18 protein-coding genes and 1 pseudogene are annotated in these 13,586 nt (G+C 40.0%); 17 read left to right on the forward strand and 2 right to left on the reverse strand.

Annotated elements, in window-relative coordinates; translation table 11 throughout:
• The first annotated feature begins 403 nt into the window (after positions 1-403).
• The 6 genes from M3205_RS25640 (at position 404) to modB (ending at position 4,261) form a co-directional block, all read left to right on the forward strand.
• Positions 404-529: a hypothetical protein gene (locus M3205_RS25640; RefSeq protein ID WP_285886354.1), complete on the forward strand. Its 126-nt coding sequence runs from the start codon at positions 404-406 to the stop codon at positions 527-529.
• 77 nt (positions 530-606) lie between these two features.
• Positions 607-1,173, forward strand: a complete 567-nt coding sequence (locus M3205_RS13975; protein ID WP_251170469.1) for a DUF4256 domain-containing protein — start codon at positions 607-609, stop codon at positions 1,171-1,173.
• 203 nt (positions 1,174-1,376) lie between these two features.
• Positions 1,377-1,868: a DUF2243 domain-containing protein gene (locus tag M3205_RS13980; protein ID WP_251170470.1), complete on the forward strand. Its 492-nt coding sequence runs from the start codon at positions 1,377-1,379 to the stop codon at positions 1,866-1,868.
• Entirely contained in the window at positions 1,855-2,664 is an 810-nt protein-coding gene (locus M3205_RS13985) for a cytochrome c oxidase assembly protein (protein WP_251170525.1), read from the forward strand. Before M3205_RS13980 ends, M3205_RS13985 begins: the two co-directional genes overlap by 14 nt.
• Positions 2,665-2,809: 145 nt before the next feature.
• Positions 2,810-3,601, forward strand: coding sequence for a molybdate ABC transporter substrate-binding protein (modA, locus tag M3205_RS13990; RefSeq protein WP_251170471.1), 792 nt, complete (start codon positions 2,810-2,812; stop codon positions 3,599-3,601).
• 3 nt (positions 3,602-3,604) lie between these two features.
• Positions 3,605-4,261, forward strand: coding sequence for a molybdate ABC transporter permease subunit (gene modB, locus M3205_RS13995; RefSeq protein ID WP_251170472.1), 657 nt, complete (start codon positions 3,605-3,607; stop codon positions 4,259-4,261).
• A gap of 135 nt (positions 4,262-4,396) precedes the next feature.
• On the opposite strand, the gene M3205_RS14000 is transcribed toward modB, so the two are convergent.
• Both M3205_RS14000 and M3205_RS14005 read right to left on the reverse strand, forming a co-directional pair.
• A complete protein-coding gene (locus M3205_RS14000) occupies positions 4,397-6,043 on the reverse strand; it encodes a hypothetical protein (RefSeq protein ID WP_251170473.1) in 1,647 nt (548 codons plus the stop codon).
• Between the two features lie 2 nt (positions 6,044-6,045).
• Positions 6,046-6,825, reverse strand: coding sequence for an ABC transporter ATP-binding protein (locus M3205_RS14005; RefSeq protein ID WP_251170474.1), 780 nt, complete (start codon positions 6,823-6,825; stop codon positions 6,046-6,048).
• A gap of 175 nt (positions 6,826-7,000) precedes the next feature.
• Here M3205_RS14005 and M3205_RS14010 point away from each other — a divergent pair, with 175 nt between their 5' ends.
• The 11 genes and pseudogenes from M3205_RS14010 (at position 7,001) to M3205_RS14065 (ending at position 13,582) form a co-directional block, all read left to right on the forward strand.
• Positions 7,001-7,480, forward strand: a complete 480-nt coding sequence (locus M3205_RS14010) for a GNAT family N-acetyltransferase (protein WP_251170475.1) — start codon at positions 7,001-7,003, stop codon at positions 7,478-7,480.
• Between the two features lie 136 nt (positions 7,481-7,616).
• The gene (locus M3205_RS14015; RefSeq protein WP_251170476.1) at positions 7,617-8,066 is read left to right on the forward strand and encodes a glycine-rich domain-containing protein; all 450 of its coding nucleotides are present in this window, start codon (positions 7,617-7,619) and stop codon (positions 8,064-8,066) included.
• On the forward strand, positions 8,063-8,308 hold the full coding sequence (locus tag M3205_RS14020) for a hypothetical protein (RefSeq protein ID WP_251170477.1): 246 nt from the start codon (positions 8,063-8,065) through the stop codon (positions 8,306-8,308). Before M3205_RS14015 ends, M3205_RS14020 begins: the two co-directional genes overlap by 4 nt.
• Before the next feature lie 282 nt (positions 8,309-8,590).
• Positions 8,591-9,391, forward strand: a complete 801-nt coding sequence (locus M3205_RS14025) for a peptidoglycan-binding protein (protein WP_251170478.1) — start codon at positions 8,591-8,593, stop codon at positions 9,389-9,391.
• A gap of 410 nt (positions 9,392-9,801) precedes the next feature.
• Positions 9,802-10,326 (forward strand): CueP family metal-binding protein, encoded by a 525-nt coding sequence (locus M3205_RS14030; RefSeq protein ID WP_251170479.1) that lies wholly within the window; start codon positions 9,802-9,804, stop codon positions 10,324-10,326.
• Between the two features lie 152 nt (positions 10,327-10,478).
• Positions 10,479-10,619, forward strand: a pseudogene (locus M3205_RS14035) (NAD(P)/FAD-dependent oxidoreductase); the annotation flags it as partial.
• Between the two features lie 53 nt (positions 10,620-10,672).
• Positions 10,673-11,035, forward strand: coding sequence for a hypothetical protein (locus M3205_RS14040; RefSeq protein WP_251170526.1), 363 nt, complete (start codon positions 10,673-10,675; stop codon positions 11,033-11,035).
• A 29-nt stretch (positions 11,036-11,064) separates the two neighbouring features.
• Positions 11,065-11,475: an NUDIX domain-containing protein gene (locus tag M3205_RS14045; protein WP_251170480.1), complete on the forward strand. Its 411-nt coding sequence runs from the start codon at positions 11,065-11,067 to the stop codon at positions 11,473-11,475.
• Positions 11,466-11,756 carry an RNA polymerase alpha subunit C-terminal domain-containing protein gene (locus M3205_RS14050; RefSeq protein WP_251170481.1) on the forward strand — a complete coding sequence of 97 codons (291 nt, stop codon included), beginning with the start codon at positions 11,466-11,468 and terminating at the stop codon, positions 11,754-11,756. The genes M3205_RS14045 and M3205_RS14050 overlap by 10 nt, the downstream gene beginning before the upstream one ends.
• A gap of 329 nt (positions 11,757-12,085) precedes the next feature.
• Complete coding sequence (locus M3205_RS14060; RefSeq protein ID WP_251170482.1) at positions 12,086-12,838, forward strand: hypothetical protein; 753 nt, start codon at positions 12,086-12,088, stop codon at positions 12,836-12,838.
• A 348-nt stretch (positions 12,839-13,186) separates the two neighbouring features.
• Entirely contained in the window at positions 13,187-13,582 is a 396-nt protein-coding gene (locus M3205_RS14065; protein ID WP_251170483.1) for a VOC family protein, read from the forward strand.
• The last annotated feature ends 4 nt before the right edge of the window (positions 13,583-13,586 follow it).

Consider the following 13,586-nt stretch of genomic DNA (forward strand, 5'->3'; position numbering starts at 1 on the left):
GAGCTGTCTTGATGGATTATGCAGAGGAAGTTAGAAAAAGAATCATTAAAGAAAAGAACCAGTAGAATCTGCGGAGCGAAATTTTTGAAGTAGTGGAAGGGGCCCCTTCCACTACTTCAAAAACATAGAGCTAAATAACTTGTTTTTCCTAGGAATGAATTTACACAAAATAGTGGACTTGACTAAAATGTTTGGTTTAAGTCAGAAGTTGGCTCCGGTTCTGACACAGGAAGGTGAAAATGTCAGGTTTAAGTCAGAAGTTGGCTCCGGTTCTGACACAGGAAGGTGAAAATGTTTGGTTTAAGTCAGAAGTTGGCTCCGGTTCTGACACAATAGGATGACAGTGTCTGGTTTGAGTCAGAAGTTGGCTCGAGTTCCGCCACAGGAAGGTGAAAGGTCTGGTTTGAGTCAGAAGTTGGCCCAGGTTCCGCCACAGGAAGTTGAAACTGTCGGATTTGTGTCTGTCTTAAGTAAGAGCAGCAGCAAACAAAAAAGGGAAACCGACGAAACTGCCAAATATGAACAGTAAATGCGACTCCAGCTTTTATCAACTGGCCCTTTAGGGTCATAATTATATTATAATGAAGAAAAAAGGGGGTTACTTATATGACAAAGGGAAATAAGGAGCTATCACCTGAGCAGCAGGATGAATTGCTTCAAACATTGAAAGCGCGTTTTGAAAAGAATATGCATAGGCATGAAGGGCTGGAATGGGCGGATGTACAAGCCAGGCTTGAGGCTAATCCTGAGAAAGTATGGTCGCTGAATGAAATGGAAGAAACAGCCGGGGAACCGGATGTTGCCGGGTATGATGAAAAGACCGGCGAATACATATTTTATGATTGTGCAGCGGAAAGTCCTAAGGGCCGCAGAAGTTTTTGCTACGATCGAGAAGCCCTGGAGGCAAGGAAAAAACATAAGCCGGAAAACAGCGTGATGGATATGGCTGCTGCCATGGGCGTGGAGCTTTTAACGGAAGAGAAATACCGAGAGCTTCAGGAGCTTGAAGCTTTTGATAAGAAAACATCGAGCTGGGTACAGACACCTGCTCATATCAGAAAACTTGGCGGGGCTCTCTTCTGTGACCGCCGTTACGACACGGTCTTTGTGTATCACAATGGAGCTGATTCCTACTATGCTGCCAGGGGGTTCCGCGGTTTGCTGAGAGTTTAGGTTCAGAGAAACTCGAACTGCCTGCAGTGAGAAGGGTTTTCATAAACATAATTTAAAAGGAATACAGCAGGCGCGTTTGTAAAGGAACGCGTCTCTTTGTGTTTACAAAAAAATGGCTTGTGATTGATAGTTACCAGTAAAGAGGGGTATAGGAATTCAAAACCTCTTTCGTAACGGCTGGAGGGTATCTTTGGAGGAACATAATGTCTGCTGAAACGAACCCAAACCGTTCTGCCTTTTTGGCACGCAATATTTGGTCTGGTGTACTCTTTGGAATCGGGCTTGCCGCCTTTATGGATGAGACCATATTTCATCAGCTGCTGCGCTGGCATCATTTTTATGACAAATCCACAACTGATATTGGATTGATCTCTGACGGGCTGTTTCATGCTTTCAGCTGGTTTGCAACCATTGGAGGTTTATTTCTTTTTGCTGATCTGCGCAGGAAGAAGGCACTGTGCCTGATGAGGTGGTGGGGAGGAATGCTTCTTGGTGCTGGAGGATTTCAATTATACGATGGAACCATTCAGCATAAATTAATGCAGATTCACCAGATTCGTTATGTCGAGAATGTGTTCCTTTACGATCTGGTATGGAATATCATAGCGCTGTTTATGATTATTGTCGGCGGTGCCCTTATTATACGTGCAGGAAGAAAACAGCGGGAAAGGGCTGTCTCCCATGACCCATCTTAATCAAAGTGATGCATCTTTTGCCGCTGAGATCTTTCCCCAACTAGTCCTGGCTATCCCATTTGTTTTCGTGTTGGTTCTGTACGGGATAGCAGCTATGGCTTCGGGCAGGAAACATACGCAATGGCCGGTATACCGAACGGTTTGCTGGGTGCTGGGAGTTCTCCTGGCTATTCTATCAGTTGCGGGTCCTCTCGCAGACCGTGCCCATTCTGATTTCTCAGCTCATATGATTAGTCACCTGTTTTTAGGGATGCTTGCGCCTTTGCTCATGGCCCTTGGATATCCCGTGACTCTCATGCTTCGGTCATTAAGTGTCCCCTTAGCCAGAAGGGTTTCAAAAGTGCTCAGAAGCAGAATTTCTCAAATACTTACCAATCCCATCTTCGCATCCTTCCTTAATATAGGCGGTCTTTGGTTAGTGTACACTACAGATCTTTACTCACTTATGCATGAGAGTATTCTCTTGCACTTGATCGTGCATTTCCATGTTTTCCTTGCAGGCTATCTTTTTACTGTTTCAATAGTTTACTTCGATCCGATCCCGCATCGGATACCTTTTATATCCCGTGCCATCGTATTAGTGGCTGCTCTTGCAGGACATGGGATTCTGTCAAAGTATATTTATGCTAATCCACCCGCCGGGGTGCCAGCAGCACAAGCAGAATTGGGCAGCATGATCATGTATTATGGCGGGGACGCAGTGGATATTCTGCTTATATTTCTTTTTTGTCTGCAATGGTACAGAAGCGGAGTCAATTGGAAGTGGCAGGAGCTGAAACACAGGAACCATGCTTAAGAATTGATGGAAATAACCTCCACTCAGGAGTTGGCTGGGAGCAAGGACTTTTTTCCAAATAGAAAAGATTATATTCGCCAGTGTCTCTATAAGTAGTTATAATTAATTATTACTAGATATAACTATTTATAGAAGGAGATACATAATGAAAAAGAAATCCCTGCTATTTTTTTCATCAATGGTCCTTTTTTTATTAATGGCTGGATGTCAGTCTGAAAATACAGAAGCAGAGAAGCAGAATGCAGCCGGAGAGAGTGTGGAATTGACTATTTCTGCAGCAGCAAGCCTGCAGGATGCTTTAATGGAAATCGAAACAAGGTTTGAAAAAGAATATCCGAATGTGCTGATCAACTTTAACTTTGGAGCTTCAGGCTCTCTTCAGCAGCAAATCTCCCAGGGAGCCCCCGTTGATTTATTCATTTCAGCAGCAGAGGATAAATTTGATAAACTGGTAAATGACGGACTGATTGAAGAGAAGGATGGAATGGACCTGGTCGGTAATGAACTAGTTCTAGTTGTGCCAAAAGGTTCAAAGATCAAATCGTTTCTTGATCTCACTCAGGCAGATAAGTTGTCCATCGGCACTCCGGAATCGGTTCCTGCCGGGAAATATGCAAAGGAATTATTAGAGAAAATGGATATCTGGAACAAGGTAGAAGAAAAAGTGGTACCTGCCAAAGATGTCCGCCAGGTCCTTACATATGTAGAGACTAATAATGTGGATGCCGGAATTGTTTATAAAACGGATGCGTTAATATCTGAAAAGATTGATATGGTGGACACGGCAGATGAGAGCACCCATAACCCTATCATTTATCCTTTGGGTATGATTAAAGGTACAAGTTATCCAGATGAAGCTAAGCTGTTTTATGCTTATCTTCAAAATGAAGTATCTATGGATATTTTCGAAGAGTATGGATTTAAAGGATTGAAATAATTTATGTCTACTGATTTTTGGTCACCAGTCCTATTATCTGCCGAAATTGCTTCTGTTTCAGGAATATTAGCTGTTATTTTGGGCGTTATCACAGGTAAGATGATGGCAAATAAAAGATTTAAAGGGAAAGCCCTTGCGGATACCGCTTTACTGTTGCCATTAGTTTTACCGCCATCTGTTGTAGGTTTTTTACTGATTGTCATTTTTGGAAGAAACAGTTTTGCAGGCCAATTTATTGAGTTTATTTTTAAACAGCCAGTTATGTTTACCTGGTGGGCTGCTGTTATTGCTTCGACGGTTGTCGCATTTCCTCTTATGTATCAGTCTGCAAAGACAGGCTTTGAAGCGATTGATTGTGACATTGAAAATGCGGCCCGGGTAGATGGAGCGAATGACATTCAATTATTTATGAGTATCACGATTCCTCTTTCATACAAGGCCATTATTTCAGGCGGCATACTGAGCTTTGCCAGAGCATTGGGAGAGTTCGGAGCTACTTTAATGTTTGCCGGTAATATTCCGGGAAAAACACAAACGATTCCAACCGCTATTTATGTAGCCATTGACTCAGGCAATATGGAGATGGCCTGGTTATGGGTTGCATGTATGATTGGAATATCATTTTTCATGCTAGTTTTTGTTCAGCTGATTAAAACATAAGGAGACATCCTTTTTCGGGATGTCTTCTTATTTTTCAGGCTTTTAATTCGTACATAAGCAGGTGGCAGATAAAAAAAGAGCCGCCAAAAGCGGCAGCTTAAAAGTTGATCCAGTACTCCTGAATTCTCAAGGGAATCACCCTTTGCTTATCTTCTCCCATGTTACATTGAAAGCCAGACTCCAACTAGTTACGAGGCATATGCTACATATTCCCAAATAGAGATATATTCCATAAGGCAAGAAAGTGCTTATGAAGTGCAGGCCTGCAAGTAATGCTACAAAAAGCATCAATCCAATTATAATGGCAGTATTGCCGTTTTGATTGTAATCATCAAACGATTCCGAAAAGGGCAGGGCTTTCTTTAATACGATAAAACAAATGACTGCGTATAGACAGGCGCTGATAAATACGGCGATAAGGTCCGGCAGAATTCCTGACCCGTAGATAAAAAGGAATAGTGCACTTAGAATAAAGTAGACCGGCAGATATAATTTGAAAATAAATGCCTTAATGGTACCGCTGAACAGCGGCTTTAACGATTTGAGAGGGGCAACCCGGTAAATAAAGGCCCCCTTATATTTTCCTGAATACTTTAAAAGGATCATGATAGACGGAATTATGATCAAGCTAAAGTAAATCGATAGATAGGACTTGCTGTCCGATAGCTGTGCAAAATCTTCACGGAGAGTATTTATGATTAAAATAAACGGAATCACGATGGAAAAACCAAGTGACGGATAGGCCTTCAGTTTAAAGTCCCGTTCATTTTTCATCATGCTCCCGGCAAAGCGGAAAAAGGCTCTCTCCTCCGGGGAGCGGCAAATGATGTTAAGAAGTAGTTGCCCTGCTTTACTCCGCTTCATTTCTTTGGCTTTCCCGTGATAAGTAAGCTTTTGCAGGCTTTGCTCGAAGGTGCCGGTAAATTTCATATAAATCCAGATGGACAGGATCGGAATTAGAAGCGATAATGCTGAAAAAAGGAGATAAACCGGCTCGAAGGACCCATTCAATACCATTTCCATATTTGCGCCATACCACATTGGGAAAATAAATATCTGCCACCAACTAGGCAAGAAAGAGACCGTTAAGTCAATAAACTCAAATGACCGTATAAGCAGTTGATACCCAACCATGATCATCAGGGAAAGCCCGATTTGAACATAGTTGATGAGATCTTTTAATTTTTCCCCATCAAAGAACCGTAGTATTGATAAATAGATCAATGCGGTTAAACCAACAACCAATAAATTAATCAGAATGATATTTATGACAGCAAGAAGGAAAAATAAGAGCCCATTTTTGAATAGTCCTACTATCAAAGGGATACCCGTAAGCGCAATGGTAAGGAAAGAAAGATAAATCGTAACATGCACCATCTTTGCCGTGCTGATTGTTTTTCGGCTGACTGGCTTTGGAAACAGGATGTTTCGATCCCGGACATCCAATAATACCGAAGAGAAATCGGAAATCATGGAGGTCATAACGAAAAAGGTGAAAATCCCGTAATAAAGGCTCATCTGGAATAGGTAATTGTCTCCCATAAGCACAAATGGAATTAAGAACAAGCTGAACAATACGTAAATCCATAAAGATTTTATGTACTGATTATTCTTTTCTTTGTTTTCTTTTTTTGCATTCTGCGAGAAAATGGTGGGCACGCGCCGTCCATCCATTGTCAGCTTTACCTGCAGGATTTTCCTCATAATCTTGTAATCTATGCCAAAGCTCTTAAAAACCCGTTCAAAAGGATCCAATAGTTTAAGAGTGCGAGAGTCCTGCATCCCTACATCTCCCTTACAGCCGACACAAACCGGGCACCAAGTTCCTTATGTTCACTGAATCCCGTAAGCTGATTGAAGATCTGTTCGAGTGAACCTTGTGTATTTTGCTCCTTTAGCTCATCGAAGGTGCCGTCTGCTGCGATTCTTCCGTCATGCAGGAGAATAATGCGGCTGCTTATTTTTTCAACCACATCCATGATATGAGAGGAATAGAAGATCGTTTTCCCCTGTTCGGCAAGCTGTGCCATTATTTCTTTGAATATCATGACACTATTTGCATCCAGGCCATTGATGGGTTCATCGAAAAAGAGAAGTTCCGGATCATGCAGCAGGCTCGAGATAATGAGGAGCTTTTGGCGCATTCCTTTTGAATACGAAGCGATCCGTGAATGATAGACTTCCCCTATTCCAAAAAGCTCCATCAGGCTTTTTGCCTTATTGCTGGCAAGGCTGGAATCAAGACCATATAACTCACCAACAAAGGTTAAGTATTCCTGGCCGGTCAAGTTATCATACACTTCAGCAATTTCCGGCACATATCCGATTCTTCTCTTATACTCGATATCCCCATTCGAAATATCCCGGCCAAAGATGTTGACCTGGCCAGTATAGTCATCTTCAATGCCAAGCATGATCTTGACAGTGGTGCTTTTCCCAGCGCCGTTCGGGCCGATATATCCGATGATTTTTCCGCGTTTCACTCCAAAAGAGACACCGTTGAGTACTGACTTCGGACCATAGCTCTTTCTCAAATTATTAATTTCTAATATAACGTTCTCCATCACTTTAACCTCATTTCAAAAATATTCCATTAATTCCATTGTAACATTAGAACTACTGCTTGCTAAAGGGGATTTTGGTTTTGTCCTTCTGAATGAAATGGAATAATAAGGTTGTTAACAGGATGACTATTTAAGATAATTAATAGAGACTTTATTACAGATTAGGTGGCTAGAAATGAAAATTTACGCAGTTAAGGATTTACCGGAAAATATAGTAATAGAATTCTTTAAGCAGCAATGGGGAAGTACGGAAATGGTAATCTCCAGCGGGATTTATGACTGTAGTGCATTAGATGGGTATGCTGTTCAAAATGAAGAAGACAAAATTATTGGCCTGATTACATACATAATTAAAAATACAGAATGTGAAATTATATCTTTGGATAGTACGGAAGAAGGTAAGGGGATAGGTACAAGGTTAGTGCTGGAAGTTGAAAGTCTTGCTAAAAAGAAAAACTGCAGGGTGGTAAAACTTATTACAACCAATGATAACTTATTAGCTTTGAAGTTTTATCAGAAACGAGGGTTTATCTTGTCTAAGATTATTCATAATGCGGTTGAGGAAGCAAGAAAGGTAAAACCTGAGATACCTTTAATTGGAAATGGCGGCATACCGATCAGAGATGAAATTGAATTGGTAAAGCTATTGAGCTAAAGGGGCGGATTATAATAGAATGGCCATTGCCATCTTCTTCTAATGGACGAACCAGAACAAATCCTGAAGGGGAATTCTGCTGGTGTGATATTATCTTAAATGGTTTTTGTGGTAAGGAAATTAATATTGAAAAAATATGGAACTTCCGGCAATGGGATTCGTTTTGACTTCTCTTTTAAAAGAGTCCCCTATGTTCAGTGGGAAAGTCGATGAACTGTGGTATCAGATGCTCATGTTTACCCGTGAGTATGATGAATTTTCAAAAGGATATTTGGGAGGCACTCTTCATCATAGCCCAAATCTAAGCCAGTTGCCTCAACCTGATTTGCGAGAGTTTTTTGATTGGGTGTATGGTGAGCTCTTTTTCATAAGAGAGGAAAATATTTATCTATATAAGGGGTTTTACAGATTCCCTGTACCTCAAAATATTATTGATGATTTTAAAAATTTGCCGGAAAATGAACTAATCGATCTCTATTATAATTGCGATAGCCAATATATGAATACGGTGCTCTCTCTCATTTCCGCCATGAAAAAAACAGCAAAGAAAGTAAAAGACTATGAAAAAGCATCATACAAGAAATGATGAGAAAAAGGAAAAATAAGCAAGACTATAACGCAATGCTGGTTCCTTTTTTATCTGTATCGTATTTTCATTATGATGATTTTGTCAGTTACATGAAAATCAGCAGCAAGGTTTCATCAAGCGGTACAAGCTGCGGTTCGGGCAGTTCCTGCAGTTCCTGCAGTTCCTGCTCATCCTCTGCAGCTCTTGCTCAAGCTGTGGCGGGGGAGGAGATTGAGCTGGAACGAGAAGCTGGCGAATGAAGTGCTATCTGTTTAGATGAGGGCCATCTTTTGGTTTAATTGATTCTGTTGTTGAAAAAATACATGCAATGGATATATGGAAATAGCTCAAATTACTGAAGTTGAAGGTCTTTAGCTTTTTCTCATAATGTTGGGTAATATTTACGCAGACAAAATAGAACGCATTATTGCAATATAATGGATGATAGAGGGACGAACGTTGTGATTCTGTTTGCAACACTCGAATAATGTCTTTTCCTCCCGAATTCTTTTATATCAAAAGAAATTGGGGAGGATTTTTAAATGTTAATGAGCTTTAGAAACATGCTGATGGCACTCGTGGCTGTGGTTCTTATGCTGGCTGCTCCTTCTTTTACAGAAGCGGCGCTTGGGGATCGGACACTTGCCAAAGGATCATCAGGATCTGATGTCGCTGAATTACAAGATTACTTGATGACAAAAGGGGTATTCCCATACCATACATCAACAGGATACTATGGTTCTATCACAGTGGAAGCCGTCAAGGATTTTCAGCGCAAGCGCAATCTGAAGGCTGATGGAATTGCAGGACCGCAGACAAACCACGCATTAAAAGTACTGAGATATGGGGATATTGGAAAACAGGTCATCCAAATTCAATATCAATTAAAACAAACAGGTCACTATAAAACTAATTTAGATGGTATTTATGGAAATGGTACAGTAAGCGCTGTCAAGAGCTTTCAAAAACAGCAGGGATTGGCTGCGGACGGAATTGCCGGACCTGCAACGAGAGCAGCGCTTGATCGAAAGGCGAAGCGCGGCACAGCGGCAGGTAAAACAATGACAGTGGAGAGCACAGCATATACAGCGAGTTGTGAAGGCTGTTCAGGTGTGACCAGGATGGGTCTGGATTTAAAAAAGTACCCTGATGCGAAAGTGATTGCAGTCGACCCAAGTGTCATTCCGCTTGGCTCCATCGTAGAAGTGGAAGGCTATGGAACTGCAATAGCAGCAGACATAGGCGGAGGCATCAATGGAAATTCAATCGATGTGTTCATACCTGCCCAGGGCGATGCCCTTAAGTGGGGAAGAAAAAGTGTACGTGTGGAAATAATCGAATAGGTATGGGCTGGCCCGCACTAAAAGTAGTGCGGGCCAGCTTTGTTTTATTTTAAAAGTTTGGCTTATAAGGAAATTCCTTATTAAACCTATTAGATTTGCAGAGATTAAGGATTTCAACAGATTGTTAAACTTTTTGTAAGTTTATTTGATAAGTGAATTGCATCACTTACTGTTATTATGCACTCTTTACATTAGATCAGGGAGGGAGCATACCATGATAGAGAATCTTATGTAAGGTAGCTCTGTAAGACTTGCTATAGAAGCAGGCCTTTTTTGAAAGATAAGAAAGTATATAATCTTTGAACGTCGATAACTGCATACTTAGTCAAGCTTTCATAAATTGTTCATATTTATTTGCTATAGTACTTTGGTATAGTTAGAGATGAAGAAAGAATAAGGATGTGAAAACGATGAAGATCAAATTGGTTCTCGCTGCTTCCCTGATTTCTATTGCATTAGCTGGCTGTGGACAAGCAGACTCCAAAGAAGATGCTGCTTTAGAGACTGAAGACATCAAAGCATTAGTGAACGATTACAGCGTTGGAAACATAAAGACCGGTTCGGCATCCATTACTTCGGAACAGCTGATCGTTAAAGAAGACGGAGAGGAATTATCCTATGATCTGCCGGAAGACGAATTTTTCGTGTCGATTGCTCCCTACGCTATTGAAACTCACCCTTGAACGAATCATAGCTTGACAGGTTGTCAAGGTGAACTGGCTGAAAAAGAGTTTGATGTATATATTGAGGATTCAAAAGGCAATGTGATTTTGGACGACAAGGTCAAAACCCAGGCTAATGGGTTTTTCGATTTATGGCTTCCAAGGGACAAAACCTATCGAATAAAGGTTAATCATGATGGAAAAGCATCAGAATCGGAAATTTCCACTTATGAAGGTGATGCTACCTGCATTACCACGATGCAATTAATATAAAAGTAGGGGAATACCTGCTGTCGGGCGGCCATTTGGCGGCTCTTTTTTTTGAGGAGTTGTATTCCTTTTTCTGGTTATTATGTATAATGATATTCAAATATATACTTGAAGGTATTACAGGGAGAGAGAGCCATGATAAGCTGTGAAGCGGTCATCAAAGAGGGGTTACTGAAATTAAGAGGCTATATTTTATAGGCTTACCCTGGCAATACCAGAGAGGATCCGCTTTGATTTGTGGAATTGGTCAAGATGCTGAATATTTGCTTAATGTAGTGCTTTCTAATAGAACATAGAATGATTAAGTTATATAAATTATAACAAAACGAAGAGGAGAGCATGCAGTTAAATTGGAATCCATAAATCCTTTCAATCGACAATAGGTAAACTCGAAAAGGCCATGACTCAGATGACTGAGAAAGGTGCCAATACTACCCTGGTAGAAAAGCGGCACAAAGCATGCTGCATCGGCTTGGCTGTCCTGGAGAATGTATGGGATCAGAAACTCCATCCTTATACCGAAGAGGAGTTAGCCGAAGCCCGCAAAGTTCTTATTGGTTTAATGCCTTCGATAGAGAGCGCTTATGCCAAGTTAAAAGAGGGAAGTCCCCAGAGGACGCTTTTGGAAAGAAGAATAAAAGCGTTAGAGCTGGCTGCTGAAGCGCTTGAGGATTTTGGTGAAAGGAATAGCACTAAAGGTGTGAATAGTTAATTCAAAGTAAGAGATAAGAGGGGGTAAAAATGAATAAGTGGCTTGGTTCGGCGGGAGTTTGTATTAGAGGGAATAAAGTTCTAATGGTATTACAGGGGACAGCAGACGAACCAAAGCGATGGTCTGTTCCTTCAGGTGGTTTGGAAGAAGGAGAAACGTTTGAGGAATGCTGTATCAGGGAGGTAAGGGAAGAAACAGGTTTTGAGGTAAGTGTGGTACAGCCTATTTTCAATAAAGTGAGTTGCACTGGGGAAGTAAGATATTTTGAAGTAGAGATTATTGGAGGAAAAGCAGCCATTCAGGATCCTGATCAATTAATTTATGATATTGGTTGGAAGAGTTTTGAGGAATTAAAAAGCCTAGAGCTATCGTTTCCCGAAGATCGAGATTTTTTGGCTGACTATATAAGTAGAAAATTGGAGGAATTATCTTGGCAGTAGGTAAAAGTTTAAAGGTGTGTGAAAAGGGCCATGAATTTTACAAAACTAGTGAGTGTAACAGCTGCCCTGTCTGTGATAAAGAGAATAAGCCAAAAAACGGCTTCCTTTCAAAACTCAGTGCTCCTGCAAGGAATGCATTGCTATTCGAAGGAATAGACACTTTGGAAAAGCTATCAAATTACACAGAAAAAGAGATATTAAAACTTCATGGCGTAGGACCTGCTTCCCTCCCTATTATGAGAACCTCTTTGGAAGAAGAAGGGCTATCATTTAAAAAATAAATCGCAGGATTTATTTTTCAGCGGGTAAGAAAGCGCATTATTGCATGGAATCTCAAAAGTTATGGATTGAAATGCAGAGAGAGAGTCTTGAAATATCCTCAGATAGCGTGCTCACTATATACGGAACTTGTGGTAAGGGTGATAGAAAAGTTTATAGAGAAGAGTTCTATGCCGCTAATCAGGCGGCTTTTTTCTTTAAAATAATCTAGGGGGATTTGTTGAATAGGAGAATTTATTTGAAAAACAATTAATCCAAATTGAAACTTTCAGATTTTAATTCCGTATACTTGGAAAATACTGTTTTTCTGGAGGTGAATTAAATACATAAATTGAGAGTTTTTTGTCTTATTTCAATAATTTTATTAACAGCATGCACTCGAGAGGCAGCTGTTCCGGAAGAAAAAGTAAAAAAAGAAATAAGTGAAGAAAATATTGCAGTTACAGAAGATGGTAAAATAACCTTTCAGATTTTTAATACAGTTAAGGTTTCACAAGAAAAAGTGGAATCTATAAAAGAAGAACTCCTTGATGCATATGATGATATTCAAAACTCAATTCATACTGACTATGTACCATCCGAAAGAATAAATGTATTTCTCAATAAAGGAAATCAAGCGTCATGGGGGATGAGATCGGAGCTCAAACTTTTTTCCATTAAGGAAAATCAATATCCTCTTGTCCATGAACTGACACATTCTCTACTTGGTTATGGAGATAATTTTGATTCAAATATGGGCTATTTGACGAAAGAGGGTTTTGCTGCTTATATGGAAGATAAGCATGGGAAACAAAAATCACACTCCCATAAGATTATGAAGTACTTTTTCGACATAAATAAATCAATTCCAATTAGAAAATTGATAGATCTAAAACAGGACGATGCCTACTTTCGTCCCCCTCTTACAAGCCAAGAAGAGTACACCCTTCAATGGATGAGCTATTTACATTCAGCTTCCTTTGTCTCCTATTTAATTGATACATATGGATTGGAAGAATTTGAGGGGATTTACAACAAAGAAGACATAGCTTCTAAAATAGAAGAAGTATATGGAAAGAATATTAGTGAAATTGAAAAGGATTGAATAAATTATGTAAAAGAAAGTCAAACGGAACTAACATATGGAGATAAGCTTGAAATGAGGTATTTTTATGATGCAGTTTCTGTTATTGACCAAATTGATCCTAAGTTTTTTACTGGTGAATAATATGTTTTTATAAAATAGGCAAGACCTGTTATATATAATGGGCTTTATTGACGTTCTCAAACAAGTAATTATGAAAGTATATGAATGGTAATATAAACGGCTTTTCTTCTAAAATGCGAGAATTCGCTATCTAATATGTTTAACCTTAGGAAATCCAATGAGACTTGTATAGAATTTTATCTTTTTAAAAGCTGTAAGCATAACTGCTCACTAGGAGGTGTGTATTTGTCAAAAGGGTTGCTTCATCATATCGAACTGTACGTATCAAGTTTGGAAAATTCATGCGAATTTTGGGGGTGGTTTCTCGAGGAATTAGGGTACGTATCTTATCAAAAATGGGAATTCGGACAAAGCTGGAGACTAGGTGAAACCTACATTGTCTTTGTACAAGCAGAGGAACGATTTCTTGATATTCCATATCATAGATCCCGAGTTGGGCTGAATCATCTGGCATTTTATGCTGAATCACGGCTTCACGTTGATGAAATAACGAATGTATTAGAGACAAAAGGGGTCAATATACTTTATAAAAATATGCATCCTTTTGCTGGAGGGTCTGCACATTACGCAGTATATTTCGAGGATCCTGACAGGATAAAGGTAGAACTAATCGCTCCTTAATTTT

The sequence above is a fragment of the Cytobacillus firmus genome, from assembly GCF_023715565.1.
Classification (GTDB): Bacteria; Bacillota; Bacilli; order Bacillales; family Cytobacillaceae; genus Cytobacillus; species Cytobacillus firmus_C.